Below are 15,038 nucleotides of genomic sequence, written 5' to 3' on the forward strand. Positions count from 1 at the left end.
AGTACTCGCGTGAACAGAGCGCAACTATCGCAGAACAAGTTCAGCCCCGGTGGCAACCGGGGCTGAACTGCTCTAACTCTGGTGCGCGATACAGGGATTGAACCTGTGACCTCTTCCGTGTCAGGGAAGCGCTCTCCCGCTGAGCTAATCGCGCAGGATATGAAATTGGTGGTGGAGGTGGCGACGGGAATCGAACCCGTGTACACGGCTTTGCAGGCCGTTGCCTCACCACTCGGCCACACCACCAGATGCGAGTCGACTCGCGCCGAGCGGATGACGGGATTCGAACCCGCGACCCTCACCTTGGCAAGGTGATGCGCTACCAGCTGCGCTACATCCGCGTGGTCGGGAGCTGATCTTGTGGATCGTTGTTGCTCTCGACGCGAAGCAGAACACTATCGGACGCGACGCAACTACGCCAAATCGCCAGGTCAACGGCGTGGCGTCGAGTAGTGGCCGAACAGTCGTCCGGCGGCCGACGCGCGAGCCGTCCGATTTTGGGAACACGGCGACCACCGTGTAATCTTCTGGCTCGTGCACCGGCGCCTCGCGCCGAGCGCGGTCCCGTGGCTCAGTGGAAGAGCGTCCCGTTCACACCGGGAAGGTCGCTGGTTCGATCCCAGCCGGGACCACCAAGCCGGAGCGTTTTTGCTGGCCAGCATGCATAATACGTGCAATAGCGGCTTAACGAACCCATGCCAGACCGCTTCGATCGGCCCAAGTCTGATGTAGTCAGACAAGCTAGGAGTGGTTGGCCCCGTTAGAAGCCGAGAAGCGCAGAGCGCTTGCCTTCGCTGAGTCGGTCTCGCTTCGCGGTCACTTCATCGGTCCGCCCTCTGACTAGTCCGCCCGGTCTGGTCAATCTCACCGGAGCTTTGCTCCTGCCGTGAGAAGCCAGTCAGCTCTGTTGGGCGTGTCGGCACATGCGATCACGCACGAACTCTGGTTGCCGGAGGATCTCAGCAGCGAAAGTGCGATCAGGCCGGCTAACAGAGTGGTCTATCTATTGAGGGTCGCTAGCAAATGGTCGGCCAGGGCCATCGAGTAAGCAGATTGTTCGTGGAGTGCCGTAGCGGGCGAACCGCTTGCGCGCCACGTCTCCGAATAGCGCTTAGTTACTCGGGAGCGTGAGCCGTGGGCCAGGTGCCCGATTGGATCACGGCCAGGTGGTGCGCGTTGTCGGTCTCGGGGATCTCCAGTGCTCGGCAGACGTCGGCGTGCCGAGCTTCGCCGCTTCGGTGCAGCAGGGCCTCGCGGAAACAACTCCGGGGATTTCCTCCCATCGGGGCGTCGCGCTGTCGGCCGGGGCCGATACAGTTCCCGCATGGTCCGAAAGATGGCTGATCCTCGCTACAGGCGCGAGCAAGCTGACGGTGTCTATCTGCCGCACGTTGAGCCGATCAATCGCCTCGTCGACGAACTCCGCACCGACGGGGAATGGATGCCCTACGTCGCTCCAGCGATGGGCGGCATCAATGCACGATTGCTTGTAATCTTCCGTGACCCGGGGCCGAAGACCCGTGAAGGTCACGGCAGCGGGATGCTGAGCCCCGAGAACGATGACCCGTCGGCCGAACGGCTCATCACGTTGCTCACGGACGCAGGCATCAGCATTGGCGATTTGATGGGCTGGAACACGTACCCTTGGTACGTCAATCGCAAGCCGACGTCTGTCGAGATCGACCGGGGTCTGCCGGTGCTTCGTCGGGTGGCGGCGTTGTGTCCACAGTTGCGGGTCGTGATGGCGCACGGCGGCGATGCTCAGGTCGCGTGGAAGCGATTTCGGCGACGCTATCCCAATGACGTGCGGGGTCTCACTACCATCGAGACTTATCACACCAGCCGACAGGCGCTGTGGACGCCAGATGCCGCTATCCGCGAGCAACGCGAAGCGCACCTCCGTAGTTCGTTCGCAGAGGCCGCCGACGCACTGCGTGACTGACTCAGCTCAGCGTGTGTCCGGGCAGGTTCGATCCAAGCTGGCCCACTAGGTCGAGGCGTTATCCGGTTGTCATGCACGACGTCTGCACAACATCGCACTCGAAAGACTATGGCCTCGGCGAAATGTGCGCCGGGGAAGGTTCAGTGCAGAATCCAATCGCGCGGGCGAACACGGGTGCCGGCTGGCCCCTGGCGCTTTCCTGCCGAAATAGAAACACCTCTGCGTGACACCGGAGAGTGTCGCTGTGCGCAGTGAGCGCGGTGAAGTTGACCTGGTATCCGAACTGGTCGCCCTTGTACGGAACATCGAGGACCGAGTTGGTCGCGTGGTCGGTCGGAGCAACCTCCAACCAGGTCGTCCGAGTGATCGGGGTGCGATTGGGGAGCAACTGCGCCATGACCTCATCGGCGCCGATCTCAGCGTGTGTGTCACCGATAACCGTTGTGAGGCCGACAACGGCCGGTAAGTACACGCAGAACCAGCCGACGAAGAAGATCACCGACCGTCGCCAGCGCCACATCGCTGCCCAACGGAGCTTCCACAGGGCGACAGGCGTGATGAGCAGCAGGAGCGCGCCGAAGAACCCCACATATTGCCAGCCGCTGATGATGGGAGCGGACACATCGGTGAGCTGCGTCCATGTGATGTCGATCAGCACGAGGTTCCTTCGTCGGGCGAGCAACACTCGCGGAGCACCCGCGCGGCGTCGACAGTACCGTCCGGGAAGTTCGATTCGACCGCCGGATGAGTGCGGGCGTGAATCATGCTGCGGTTGAGACGATACAGAGGCGGAGAGTGGATCGACCACCCGTGATGCCGACAAGCCGGATCAATCGGACGTTGCGTGTTTCGCCACGCAAATGAGTCAACCGCCCGATACCGTCATCATGTGGACGACGCGGCGTCGGCGGAGGTGGACCGGCCGACGATCACCTGGTGGATGCTCGCGGGTGCGGCGGTCGCCGCGGTGGGCGTGATCGTCTGGCACATCACCGCGTTCCCCATCGACAATCCGCTGTACGGGTTATTCCACAACAACACCGATCTGATCGTTTATCGCGGGGGAGCGGACACGCTGCTGCGGGGCGATTCGTTGTATCGGACGACCGTCGCCATCGGTATGTACTTCACGTATCCGCCGTTCGCGGCGATCGTGCTGGCGCCGCTCGCGTGGATCGGGCAGGGCGTCGCGAATGTGCTCTGGTTCGTCGCGATCATGGCATGCCTGGTGGCGGTGATCGTCCTCGGCTTCCGTAGCCTGAGCTATCGGATCGGGTTGCGGCTCTTGGTGTTCGGCGGATTGCTGGCCATCTGCTCGACTGCTCTCGAACCCGTCCGGACGACAATCTGGCTCGGCCAGATCAACATTTTCCTGATGTTTCTGGTGCTGCTCGATCTGGTGTTCCTCGGCGCGGCGGCCGCCCGGTACCGCGGTGTGGGCGTGGGCATCGCGGCAGGCATCAAGCTGACGCCGGCGTTCTTCCTGGTCTATCTCGCCGCAACGCGCAGGTGGCGCGCCGCCATCGTCGGTGTCGCGACCTTCGCGGCGACCGTCGTGATCGGTTTCCTTGTGGTGCCGCGTGATTCGTGGCGGTACTGGACGGGCGACTTCGCGGGTTCGGCGCGCATCGGCCGAGTGGATTCGCCCGCGAACCAATCGGTCAAGGGTTTCCTGTCGCAGATGCTGGCCTACTACGACGTCGAGCGATATCTCCATCCGATGCGGGGCGGACCGTACTTCGCGGCGCCGACATGGATGTGGCTGCCCATCGCCGTGCTCGTCGGCACACTCGGGGTGTGGGCCGCGGTCATCGCCCATCGTCGCGGGCAGGAACTGCTCGCGGTGTCGACGACAGGCATGACCGCATCGATGGTGTCGCCGTTCTCCTGGGGACACCACTGGGTGTGGTTCGTGCCGCTGCTGGTCGTCGCCATCGACTACGCGGGGCGCAACGCCGACGCTCGCCGACGGTGGTGGCGATGGCTGGTGCCCGGTGCGATCATCGCGCTGTCCTTCACCTACTGGCATCACTGGTACGAGAGTGGTCCGCGGCTGTTCGGAGCCGACCACGCGATCGCTCTGGGACTCTTCATGATGCCGCGCTGGCCCGACCCGCAGTGGTACGACCGGATTGTGGTGACGCTGTATGCGGGCTGCTACCCGTTGATCGCACTGTGCACGATCGGGGTCATCCTCCTGGGTGAGCGCGCGCGGCGACGTCGAGTTCCGGCTCTCCCGTAGTCTGGATGGCCGATCAGGCAAGTCGGTCATTGGGGCAGGCGGGAAGGACACGAGTTGCGCAGGCGACGACTACGAATCTGGGCCCGGCAACGCCGCTACCTCATCCGCCGGAATCCGCGGCTGCATTCCATCTATCGCATCGCCGTCGGCACCATCGGGGCCATCGTCCTGCTGTGCGGCATCGTGGCCATCCCATATCCCGGGCCCGGCTGGCTGATCGTGTTCCTCGGTCTGGGCATCCTCGCATCGGAATTCAACTGGGCGCACCGTCTGCTGACCTTCGCGCGCGGACGCTACGACGCGTGGATGCAGTGGATAGCCCGGCAGCACTGGTCCATCCAGGGCGGTGTCTGGCTCAGTACGGCGGCCATCGTGGTCGGCACACTGTGGCTGCTCGGAGCCGTGTACATGGTCGCGACATGGGTCAATCTGGAGGCCGACTGGATGGCCAGCCCCATCCTGTCGTGACACCGAGATGCGTCGCGGTGACTTCCTGTCGTTGATCGAGGGTGTCCCAGGGGGTCGTCGGTGAACGCGCGCGGATAATATCGGGAGTCGCACTCATGTTTGTGTTTGTGCCGATGTGTTCGTCCTAAGTGAAGGAGCTCCCGTGCCCGACGACGTCCAGGTGATCATCCCCGCCACCATCACGGTGCCGGCCGGGACCACCGCGGGCACTGCGCTGCGCGAGCACGAGCTGCCGAACAAGGGGCCCGAGGCCATCGTGGTGGTACGTGACGCCGAAGGCCAGTTGCGTGACCTCTCCTGGGCGCCCGACGCCGATGCCGAGGTCGAGCCCGTCGCCGCCAACACCGAGGACGGCCGTAGCGTCGTTCGGCACTCCACTGCGCACGTCCTCGCGCAGGCCGTCCAGGATCTGTTCCCGGACGCAAAGCTCGGCATCGGTCCGCCCATCAAGGACGGCTTCTACTACGACTTCGAGGTCGACGAACCCTTCACCCCCGAGGACCTGACGGCCCTCGAGAAGAAGATGAAGCAGATCATCAAGTCGGGGCAGAAGTTCTCGCGCCGCGTCTACGACTCCAAGGACGAGGCCCGCGCCGAACTCGCCGGTGAGCCGTTCAAGCTCGAACTCATCGACGACAAGGGTGCCGCCGACGATGCCGAGGTGATGGAGGTCGGCGGTGCCGAACTCACCGCCTACGACAATCTGAATCCCCGTACGGGCGAACGCATCTGGTGCGACCTGTGCCGCGGTCCGCATGTGCCGACGACCAAATACATCAACGCCTTCAAGCTGACCCGTAGCTCGGCGGCCTACTGGCGCGGCAACCAGGACAATGCCGATCTGCAGCGCATCTACGGCACCGCCTGGGAGTCGTCGGAAGCCCAGGACGCATACCTGGAGATGCTGGCCGAGGCCGAGAAGCGGGATCATCGCCGGCTCGGTGCCGAACTCGATCTGTTCAGCTTCCCCGACGAGATCGGCTCCGGCCTGCCGGTGTTCCACCCCAAGGGCGGAATCATTCGCAAGGAGCTTGAGGACTACTCACGCCTGCGGCACAGTCAGGCGGGCTACGAGTTCGTCTACACCCCGCATGCCACCAAGGGGGACCTGTTCTCCCTGTCCGGGCATCTCGACTGGTACGCCGACGGCATGTACCCGCCGATGCAGCTCGACGAAGAACTCAACGCCGACGGCTCCGTGCGACGGCCGTCCATCGACTACTACCTCAAGCCGATGAACTGCCCGATGCACAACCTGATCTTCCGCTCCCGGGGGCGCTCGTATCGCGAACTTCCGTTGCGGCTCTTCGAGTTCGGCACCGTGTACCGGTACGAGAAGTCGGGTGTGGTGCACGGCCTGACCCGTGCGCGCGGCTTCACCCAGGACGACGCGCACATCTATACGACCCGCGAGCAGATGGGCGAGGAAGTCCGATCGCTCCTGCAGTTCGTGCTCGACCTGCTCCGCGATTACGGCCTCGACGATTTCTACCTGGAACTGTCGACGCGGAACCCGGACAAGTCCATCGGCTCGGACGAGGCGTGGGAGGAGGCCACCGAGGTGCTGCGCGACGCCGCCGCGAGCTTCGGACTCGACCTCGTCGACGATCCGGGCGGCGCGGCCTTCTACGCGCCGAAGATCTCGGTCCAGGCGCGTGACGCCATCGGCCGCACCTGGCAGATGTCCACCATCCAGGTCGACCTGATGCTGCCGGACCGCTTCGACCTCGAATACACGGGCTCCGACGGCGCCAAGCATCGTCCGGTGATGATCCACCGCGCCCTCTTCGGCTCCATCGAACGGTTCTTCGGTGTGCTCACCGAGCACTACGCGGGCGCCTTCCCGGCCTGGTTGTCGCCGGTGCAGGTCGTCGGTATCCCGGTGGCCGAGGCCTTCGGTGATCATCTGCAGGGGGTCATCGATCAGCTCGTCGCCCGCGGTGTCCGGGCCGAGGTCGATCACTCCGATGACCGCATGCAGAAGAAGATCCGCAACCACACGACCGGCAAGGTGCCGTTCATGCTGCTGGCCGGGGAGCGGGACGCCGAAGCCGGCGCGGTGAGCTTCCGCTTCCGCGACGGCACGCAGGTCAACGGGGTGCCGGTGGATCAGGCCGTCGAGGTGATCGCCGAGTGGGTGTCCTCGCGGCGCAACGATTCGCCGACCGCCGACCTGGTCGGTGAGATCGTCGGGAGTGCCGATGACTCCTGACGACGGCGAGACGATCCGCGATTGCGGCACCGGGCAGCCCGATCGGCTCCAGCGCCTGTGGAGTCCGCATCGCATGACCTACATCACGGCGGATCCCCCACCGACGAACGAGAAGTCGACCGGTCACCCGTTCCTCGACATCCCGACGATGTCCGACGAGGACGGTCTGATCATCGCCCGCGGCGACACCGTGTACGCGGTGCTGAACCTGTACCCGTACAACCCGGGACACACGATGATCGTCCCGTATCGGCAGGTCGCGGACCTCGAAGACCTCACCGATGCGGAGTCGGCCGAATTGATGGCGTTCACCCAGCGGATCATCCGGACCATCAAGTCGGTGTCCAATCCGAACGCCTTCAACGTGGGCCTGAACCTCGGGTATGCCGCGGGCGGATCGCTGTCGGAACATCTGCACCAGCACGTGGTGCCGCGGTGGGTGGGCGACGCCAACTTCATCACGGTTGTCGGCGAGACCAAGGTCATGCCACAGTTGCTGCGCGACACGCGCGCTCTGCTGGCCGACGCGTGGCGCGCACAGACATGATCGACCGGATGAGGTCGATGCCCGTCCGGAGAAGGAGAGGTGCGGTCAGATGCTGAGCATCCGTGGCCGGTCCTCGGTGTCCAAGGTGACGTTGCCCCTCGGCAGGGCTCTCCTGCGCACCGGGCTCACACCCGATCTGATGACCCTGATCGGCACCGCGGCCACCATCGCGGCCGCCCTCACACTGTTCCCGATGGGCCACCTGTTCGTCGGCACGCTGGTGATCTGGCTGTTCGTGATGTTCGACATGCTCGACGGTGCGATGGCCCGCGCCCGGGGCGGCGGCACCCGGTTCGGCGCCGTACTCGACGCCACCTGCGACCGCATCGCCGACGGCGCGATCTTCGCCGGGCTCGCCTGGTGGTGTGCGGTGACGCAGCCCCACGAGCTGCTGTTCGCGGCCACGCTCATCTGTCTCGTCACGTCGCAGGTCATCTCGTACGCGAAGGCCCGCGCCGAGGCCAGCGGTCTCAACGGCGACGGCGGGTGGATCGAGCGACCCGACCGGCTGATCATCGTGCTCGTCGGTGCCGGGCTGACCGGCCTCGGCCTCGATTGGGCCATCCACGTCGCCATGTGGGTGCTGGCGGTGCTCTCGGTCATCACCGTCGGACAGCGCATGTGGTCCATCTACTCCTCGCCCGGCGCCCGGGATCTGATCCCGCTGGCCACCTCGAACACCGACGATCCGGAACCGCCTGCGGGCGAATCGGATTCGCCGGCGACGGACCGGTGACCATGCGTCACCCGAAGGTGCAGTGATGTCGGCTGCCGACGACGTCTCGTTCGGTGCCCGTCTGGCCGATCTCGGGTACGGAGCGGGCTGGGCTGCCGTCCGCCACGCACCCGACGGTCTGGCCCGGGGACTGTTCGACCGCGCCGCCGGTATCGCCGGAAAGCGCAACGGTGGCCCCGATCAACTACGGAAAAACCTCGCCCGGGTGATCGGTACCGCTCCCGACGAGGTGCCCGACCGGCTGGTGGCCGATGCCGTGCGGTCCTATGCCCGCTACTGGTACGAGGCGTTCCGATTGCCGGCCCTGGACCTGAAGGAGACCGCGGAAACGGTCACGGTGTCGCAGCGTGCCCGCGACCACGTCGACGACGCCATGGCGCGCGGCAAAGGACTCGTGCTCACGCTGCCGCACAGCGGCAACTGGGACATGGCCGGCGTGTGGCTGGTACAGCACTACGGCCGGTTCGCGACGGTGGCGGAGCGTCTGAAGCCTGAGTCCCTGTTCACTCGATTCGTCGAGTACCGCGAGTCGCTGGGCTTCGAGATCTTCCCGACCTCCGGCGGCGCGCAGCCCCCGTTCGACCTGCTGGCGGAGCGTCTGCGGGCAGGCGGCATCATCTGCCTGATGGGGGAGCGGGACCTCACGGGTCGCGGTATTCCGGTGAACTTCTTCGGTGAACGCACCCGTATGCCGGGCGGCTCCGCACGACTGGCCATCGAGACCGGGGCGATGCTCCTACCTGTGCACCACGCGTTCACCGACGCGCCGAACTCGGTGATCACAAGCGGTGAGCCGATCGACGTCTCGGTGGGCGTGCAGCGGGCGACGCAGGCGCTCGCCGAGGCCTTCGAGGTCGGCATCGCCGCGCGGCCGCAGGACTGGCACATGATGCAGCCCCTGTGGGAGTCCGACTGGTCTGCCGAGCGTCGTGCGCGCATCGAAGCCGCGGACCGGGAGCACGGCTCATGAAGATCGGCATGGTGTGCCCGTACTCCTTCGACGTGCCGGGCGGGGTACAGGCCCACGTCGTCGAACTCGCCGAGGTCTTCATCCAGCGGGGCCACGATGTCAGCGTGCTGGCGCCTGCCGCGGACGACACGCAACTGCCCGACTTCGTCGTGTCCGCCGGGCCTGCGCTCGCCATCCCGTACAACGGATCGGTCTCGCGCCTCAACTTCAGCCCGAAAGGCTATCTGCGACTGCGTGACTGGGTCGCGTCGAACGACTTCGACGTACTGCACGTCCACGAGCCGAACGCACCGAGCATCTCGATGCTGTCCCTGATGGTGGCGTCCGGGCCGATCGTCACCACGTTCCATACGTCCACCACGAAGTCGTTGTGGCTCACCGTTTTCCAAGGCATTCTGCGTCCGTACCACGAACGGATCGCCGGCAAGATCGCGGTCTCCGAGCTCGCTCGTCGCTGGCAGATGGAGTCCCTGGGATCCGATGCTGTCGAGATCCCCAACGGCATCGACGTGCCGTTCTTCGCCGACGCGGAGCCGCTGGACGGCTATCCGCGGCAAGGGCATTCGATCCTGTTCCTCGGACGTTACGACGAACCGCGCAAAGGGATCGACATCCTGATGCGCGCCCTGCCGTCGATCGTCGAGGCCTTCCCGGACATCGACGTGCTGATCGTCGGCGGCGGAACCGAGCGTGCATTGCGGCGCCGTGCCGGCTCGCTGGCGGGACATCTGACCTTCCTCGGTCAGGTCGACGACGAGACCAAGGCGCGGGCGCTGCGATCCACCGATGTCTACTGCGCACCCAACCTCGGCGGCGAGAGCTTCGGCATCGTCCTCGTGGAGGCCATGGCGGCGGGGGCGGCGGTCGTGGCCAGTGACCTCAACGCGTTCCGTCGCGTGCTCGACGACGGGAGGGCGGGCCGACTGGTCGCCACCGGTGCGCCGGACGAGCTGGCGAAGGCCGTCATCGACCTGCTGTCCGATGATCAGGCCAGGTCGGAGCTGATCGAGTCGGGTCGTCGGCGCGCCGCACGATACGACTGGTCGAAGGTGGCCGACCAGATCCTGCGGGTGTATGAGACTGTGACCGTTGGGGCGGGACCGGTGGTGGTCTCCGATTAGGGGAGTGGAGCAATGACGATTTCCGGTGTGACCATCTTGATCATCTGCGTGGTTGTCGTGGTCATCGGACTGGCGGTCGGCTGGGCCTATCAGACGGCGAATCGGCTCGATCGGCTGAACGTCCGGGTCGATCTGGCCAACCAGGCGCTCGACGCGGCACTCGCGCGGCGAGCGGTGGTGGCCCGGGCCATCGCCTCCGGTATGACGGCGAGCTTCGACGAGGAGACCCGCGCCGCCGGACAGGCGCTGGCCGTCGCAGCCGACCAGGCCGAGCATTCCGGCCCGGGATTCCGTGAGCAGGCGGAGAACCGCGTCTCCGGGCTCCTCGCGCACACCGACATGCAGACGCGGCCGCAGGGGCTCGTGGTGGAACTCGCCGACGCCGAGACGCGGGTGATGATGGCCCGTCGCTTCTACAACGACGCGGTGCGCGACACTCGCAGCCTCGGAGAGCGGCGCGCGGTGCGCTGGCTCCATCTGGGCGGCACCGCCGAGCTGCCCCAGTACTTCGAGATCATCGAGCGCATCACCCCCGGTGGGGGTGCCTGACGGTCCGACACGCGGGGGCATAGAATTGTGGCGAGTGTCTGCGCCTCGGGCCGGCACGATCGCACCGCATCACAACATCAGGAGCTTCACGTGAGTCAATTCCAGTCAGGGAGCACTCCCGGACAGGACGCCCAGAATCCGCTCAACGGTCAGGCGGCCGGCGGGCAGCCGACCGTCGGTCAGGGCACCGCTCGGGTGAAGCGCGGCATGGCAGAGATGCTCAAGGGCGGCGTGATCATGGATGTCGTCACCCCCGACCAGGCGAAGATCGCCGAGGACGCGGGCGCGGTTGCGGTCATGGCTCTCGAGCGCGTCCCCGCGGACATCCGCGCACAGGGCGGCGTCTCCCGCATGAGTGATCCGGACATGATCGACGGCATCATCGAGGCCGTCTCGATCCCGGTGATGGCGAAGGCGCGGATCGGCCACTTCGTCGAGGCGCAGGTGCTGCAGAGCCTGGGCGTCGATTATGTCGACGAGTCCGAGGTGCTCACCCCCGCCGACTACGCCAACCACATCGACAAGTGGGCGTTCACCGTGCCGTTCGTCTGCGGCGCCACGAATCTCGGGGAGGCATTGCGCCGCATCACCGAGGGTGCCGCGATGATCCGCTCGAAGGGTGAGGCCGGTACCGGTGACGTGTCGAACGCCACCACACACATGCGTCAGATCCGTGATCAGATCCGTCGTCTCACCTCGCTGCCGAAGGACGAATTGTACGTCGCGGCAAAGGAATTGCAGGCTCCGTACGAACTGGTCGCCGAGGTCGCCGAGGCCGGCAAGCTGCCGGTCACCCTGTTCACCGCTGGCGGCATCGCGACGCCCGCCGACGCCGCGATGATGATGCAGCTCGGTGCCGAGGGTGTGTTCGTCGGCTCGGGCATCTTCAAGTCCGGGAACCCGGAGCAGCGCGCGGCCGCGATCGTCCAGGCGACGACGTTCCACGACGATCCCGACGTGCTCGCGAAGGTGTCGCGAGGCCTCGGCGAGGCGATGGTCGGCATCAACGTCGACGACATCCCGCAGCCGCATCGTCTCGCGGAACGCGGTTGGTAGGCCGCGCCTACCGTAGTATCTGCTGACCATGGACGCGTCGACGATTGTTCGTGACACTGCTGTCTCGGGCACCGATACGGTGCGGGGACTCCGCCTCGAATGGGCTGCGGCAAGCGATGTCGGTCGCGTACGCGAGGCCAACGAGGATGCCGCGCTCGTCGAGCCCGGGATCTTCCTGCTCGCCGACGGGATGGGCGGCCACGACTGCGGTGAGGTGGCCAGCGAGATCGCGCTGACCACCCTCGCCGGAGTGCAGGTGGACGCCGACCGCACCGATGCACAACTCACGCTGATCGATCTGCTGTCGACGGCCCAGGATTCGATCGAGAACATCGAGACCGAGACCGAGCGACGTGCCGGGACCACGGTCACCGGGATGGTGCTCGTCAGCTACGACGACGCGCCGCACTGGCTCGTTCTCAACATCGGTGACTCGCGCACCTATCGGCTTCAATCGGGGACTCTCGAACAGCTGACCGTCGACCACTCCCAGGTCCAGGAGTTCATCGACGCCGGCTTCCTCACACCCGAGCAGGCGCGTACGGATCCGCGGCGCAACGTGATCACTCGTGCCCTGGGTGCGGGCATGGTGGAACCGCAGGCCGACTTCTTCTCGATGGCGGCACTGCCCGGCGACGTGCTGCTGGTGTGTTCGGACGGACTCACCGGCGAACTGCCCGATTCGGAGATCGCCGACATCCTGCGGGATGCGCCGAGCGCGGAGGCGGCCGCCGGCGCACTCGTCGACGGTGCGCTGGCCCTCGGTGCGCATGACAACGTCACCGTGGTGGTCGTGGCCGTCCACGAGGCCGACACGGAGGACGAGTTCGTCGCCGCCGCGGACGACGCAGAATCCGCCGATTCGGTCGACGAGGTGGTCGCCGACGACTCCGACGGTGATGCCGACGATGCCGAGTCGTCCGCCCGCGGAACGGAATCGACGGAGTCGTGAGCGTCATCACACTCTGACGCCAAGAAAATTCTCACTCGCATGGAACCCTCGCGGGATCCGTCGCGTCTAAGTCACGACAAGCACGGGAAGAACGGCTTTCCTGCGACTGACTGACGACGACATGAGTGAGGAAACCATGACTGTCACCCTGGATCACCTGCCGCAGCACCTTCCGGCATCGACTGCCGATCTTCGGATGCAGCATCGTCAGAACGAGGCAGCCCGCCGTCGTCAGGAAGCCCTGGCGCGCCTGGCCCGGCGCCGGATGCCGTTGCCGGGTCAACAGGGCAGTGGCGACGGGCAACGGCCCCATCGGCTCCGGGTGGCGCCCGTGGTCCCGCTGGACAAGCCCGCCGCCCAGGCCGATCCCGCGATCGCGAGCCCGCCGACCACCCGCGACTCGGTGTGCGAATGCGGCACGTCGGCAGGCATCGAGCGTCCCGCCCTCACCGAGCGTGAGATCGAGGTCCTGCGCGCATGGTTGATGCTCGACACGAAACCGGCTGTCGCGCAAGAGCTTTTCATCTCCCTGGGAACGGTCAACACGCACCTGACCCGCATCCGGGCGAAGTACTCCGACGTCGGCCGTCCCGCTCCGACGAAGGCGGCGCTGGTCGCACGCGCAGTGCAGGACGGGCTGATCTCCCTCGGTGAACTCTGAGGCACCCGCTGCGCCGCCGACATCAGCCCGCATGCGGTAGGAGATACTGATCTGCGTGGCAACCATCGAGCAGATCCTCCAGGTGGAGGTGATCGAGACCGACATCTATCGCGGCCCCTCGATCTCGAGCTATCTGCAGCGCACCTTCGGCGGGCAGGTCGCGGGGCAGGCGCTGATGTCGGCGACACGCACCGTGCCCGACGAGTTCGCGGTGCACTCGCTGCACGGTTACTTCCTGCGACCCGGCGATCCGGATCATCCGACGGTGTTCCTCGTGGATCGCATCCGCGACGGACGATCCTTCGTGACCCGGCGGGTGACGGGTGTCCAGCACGGCGAGGCCATCTTCACGATGTCGGCCTCCTTCCACGTGCGCACCGACGAGGGATATGAACATCAGGACCGGATGCCGCCGGTACCGGCGCCCACCGATCTTCCGGATCGCCTCGACGAATTCTCCGAGGACGAGCAGGCGGTCTTCAAGGAGTGGGAGAACTTCGACATCCGCCTGGTGCCCCGCGAGCAGATGGTGACCTCCGACTACTTCGCCGCGCAGCAGCGCGTGTGGTTCCGCTACCGGCATCCGCTGCCCGACGACCAGGTCTTCCACGTCGGCACACTGGCGTACATGAGTGACATGACATTGCTCGGCTCGTCCCGGGTGCCTCATCCCGACGTCCAGCCGCAGGTAGCCTCGCTCGACCACGCGATGTGGTTCATGCGACCGTTCCGCGCCGACGACTGGCTGCTGTACGACCAGACATCGCCATCCGCCTCGTCGGGACGGGCGCTCACCCAGGGCCGGATCTTCGACCGGTCCGGGCGTCTGGTCGCGGCGGTAACCCAGGAGGGGCTGACCCGCACGGGACGTGTCATGCCCGACGACCAGCACGCGCGGACCGACCGGTGAGCGGCGCACATCCGCACATCGGAGTGCTCGCCGTGCAGGGCGATGTCCGGGAGCACCTGCACGCGCTGGCCGACGCCGGCGCCACCGCGACGGCGGTACGACGCGCCGACGAACTGGCCGACATCGACGGCATCGTCATCCCCGGTGGCGAATCGACGACGATGAGCAAGCTGCTCGACGTGTTCGGCCTCTTCGAACCGTTGCGAGCGCGGCTCGCCGACGGGCTGCCCGCCTACGGTTCCTGCGCCGGGATGATCCTGCTGTCCACGACGATCTTGGACACCCGCCCGGACGCCACGCACCTCGACGCGCTCGATATCACTGTGCGCCGCAACGCGTTCGGTCGCCAGGTGGAGTCCTTCGAGGCTGATGTCCAGATGTCGGGGATCACCGACCGCCCCGGTGAGGACCCGATGCGTGCGGTGTTCATCCGGGCGCCGTGGGTGGAATCGGTCGCGCCCGATGTCGACGTCCTCGCCACCGTGCCGGAGGGTCCGGCAGCGGGCCGGATCGTCGCGGTTCGCCAGGGAGATGTGCTCGCCACGTCGTTTCATCCGGAGGTGACCGGCGACCGACGGGTGCATGAATACTTCGTCGAGATGGTGCGCCGGTAAGATCAAGCGAGTTCGGATGCGGTGCGACGTCGTCGACACCCGCTCGCTGCGCTCCGGC

General features: G+C 66.0%; 15 protein-coding genes and 4 tRNA genes. 15 read left to right on the plus strand and 4 right to left on the minus strand.

Annotated features, from left to right (window positions below; all coding sequences use genetic code 11):
* Positions 1–79: 79 nt before the first annotated feature.
* From AC4JJG_RS09180 to AC4JJG_RS09190, 3 genes are all read right to left on the minus strand, one after another.
* Positions 80–154, minus strand: a tRNA-Val gene (locus tag AC4JJG_RS09180).
* Between the two features lie 18 nt (positions 155–172).
* A tRNA-Cys gene (locus AC4JJG_RS09185) sits at positions 173–246 on the minus strand.
* A 22-nt stretch (positions 247–268) separates the two neighbouring features.
* Positions 269–341 (minus strand) — tRNA-Gly (locus tag AC4JJG_RS09190).
* A 219-nt stretch (positions 342–560) separates the two neighbouring features.
* Between AC4JJG_RS09190 and AC4JJG_RS09195 the strand changes: the two genes are divergently transcribed.
* Together AC4JJG_RS09195 and AC4JJG_RS09200 are read left to right on the plus strand one after the other, a co-directional pair.
* Positions 561–635 (plus strand) — tRNA-Val (locus tag AC4JJG_RS09195).
* Positions 636–1,324: 689 nt separating this feature from the next.
* Complete coding sequence (locus AC4JJG_RS09200) at positions 1,325–1,942, plus strand: uracil-DNA glycosylase (protein WP_495400775.1); 618 nt, start codon at positions 1,325–1,327, stop codon at positions 1,940–1,942.
* Positions 1,943–2,048: 106 nt separating this feature from the next.
* Here the strand turns inward: AC4JJG_RS09200 and AC4JJG_RS09205 are convergent, their stop codons facing one another.
* Positions 2,049–2,600 carry a hypothetical protein gene (locus AC4JJG_RS09205; protein ID WP_495400774.1) on the minus strand — a complete coding sequence of 184 codons (552 nt, stop codon included), beginning with the start codon at positions 2,598–2,600 and terminating at the stop codon, positions 2,049–2,051.
* Positions 2,601–2,831: 231 nt separating this feature from the next.
* Between AC4JJG_RS09205 and AC4JJG_RS09210 the strand changes: the two genes are divergently transcribed.
* The 13 genes from AC4JJG_RS09210 to pdxT all read left to right on the plus strand — a co-directional run bounded on the left by AC4JJG_RS09210 (position 2,832) and on the right by pdxT (position 14,980).
* Positions 2,832–4,184, plus strand: a complete 1,353-nt coding sequence (locus AC4JJG_RS09210; protein ID WP_495400773.1) for a glycosyltransferase 87 family protein — start codon at positions 2,832–2,834, stop codon at positions 4,182–4,184.
* Between the two features lie 54 nt (positions 4,185–4,238).
* Positions 4,239–4,652 carry a TIGR02611 family protein gene (locus AC4JJG_RS09215; RefSeq protein ID WP_495400772.1) on the plus strand — a complete coding sequence of 138 codons (414 nt, stop codon included), beginning with the start codon at positions 4,239–4,241 and terminating at the stop codon, positions 4,650–4,652.
* Between the two features lie 142 nt (positions 4,653–4,794).
* On the plus strand, positions 4,795–6,864 hold the full coding sequence (gene thrS, locus AC4JJG_RS09220; protein ID WP_495400771.1) for a threonine--tRNA ligase: 2,070 nt from the start codon (positions 4,795–4,797) through the stop codon (positions 6,862–6,864).
* Positions 6,854–7,411 (plus strand): ATP adenylyltransferase, encoded by a 558-nt coding sequence (locus AC4JJG_RS09225; protein WP_495400770.1) that lies wholly within the window; start codon positions 6,854–6,856, stop codon positions 7,409–7,411. Before thrS ends, AC4JJG_RS09225 begins: the two co-directional genes overlap by 11 nt.
* A gap of 49 nt (positions 7,412–7,460) precedes the next feature.
* Positions 7,461–8,147 (plus strand): phosphatidylinositol phosphate synthase, encoded by a 687-nt coding sequence (gene pgsA, locus AC4JJG_RS09230; protein WP_495400769.1) that lies wholly within the window; start codon positions 7,461–7,463, stop codon positions 8,145–8,147.
* A gap of 25 nt (positions 8,148–8,172) precedes the next feature.
* On the plus strand, positions 8,173–9,117 hold the full coding sequence (locus AC4JJG_RS09235; protein WP_495400768.1) for a phosphatidylinositol mannoside acyltransferase: 945 nt from the start codon (positions 8,173–8,175) through the stop codon (positions 9,115–9,117).
* Positions 9,114–10,238 carry a glycosyltransferase family 4 protein gene (locus tag AC4JJG_RS09240; protein WP_495400767.1) on the plus strand — a complete coding sequence of 375 codons (1,125 nt, stop codon included), beginning with the start codon at positions 9,114–9,116 and terminating at the stop codon, positions 10,236–10,238. The genes AC4JJG_RS09235 and AC4JJG_RS09240 overlap by 4 nt, the downstream gene beginning before the upstream one ends.
* Before the next feature lie 12 nt (positions 10,239–10,250).
* The gene (locus tag AC4JJG_RS09245) at positions 10,251–10,787 is read left to right on the plus strand and encodes an NUDIX hydrolase (protein WP_495400766.1); all 537 of its coding nucleotides are present in this window, start codon (positions 10,251–10,253) and stop codon (positions 10,785–10,787) included.
* A gap of 90 nt (positions 10,788–10,877) precedes the next feature.
* Positions 10,878–11,843 (plus strand): pyridoxal 5'-phosphate synthase lyase subunit PdxS, encoded by a 966-nt coding sequence (pdxS, locus tag AC4JJG_RS09250; protein WP_495400765.1) that lies wholly within the window; start codon positions 10,878–10,880, stop codon positions 11,841–11,843.
* Between the two features lie 28 nt (positions 11,844–11,871).
* On the plus strand, positions 11,872–12,795 hold the full coding sequence (locus AC4JJG_RS09255; protein WP_495400764.1) for a PP2C family protein-serine/threonine phosphatase: 924 nt from the start codon (positions 11,872–11,874) through the stop codon (positions 12,793–12,795).
* Between the two features lie 136 nt (positions 12,796–12,931).
* Positions 12,932–13,456, plus strand: a complete 525-nt coding sequence (locus AC4JJG_RS09260; RefSeq protein WP_495400763.1) for a helix-turn-helix transcriptional regulator — start codon at positions 12,932–12,934, stop codon at positions 13,454–13,456.
* Between the two features lie 55 nt (positions 13,457–13,511).
* Positions 13,512–14,366, plus strand: a complete 855-nt coding sequence (locus AC4JJG_RS09265; RefSeq protein ID WP_495400762.1) for an acyl-CoA thioesterase — start codon at positions 13,512–13,514, stop codon at positions 14,364–14,366.
* Positions 14,363–14,980, plus strand: coding sequence for a pyridoxal 5'-phosphate synthase glutaminase subunit PdxT (pdxT, locus tag AC4JJG_RS09270; RefSeq protein ID WP_495400761.1), 618 nt, complete (start codon positions 14,363–14,365; stop codon positions 14,978–14,980). The genes AC4JJG_RS09265 and pdxT overlap by 4 nt, the downstream gene beginning before the upstream one ends.
* Positions 14,981–15,038: the final 58 nt, after the last annotated feature.

This window comes from Gordonia sp. B8661-1, from assembly GCF_059427765.1.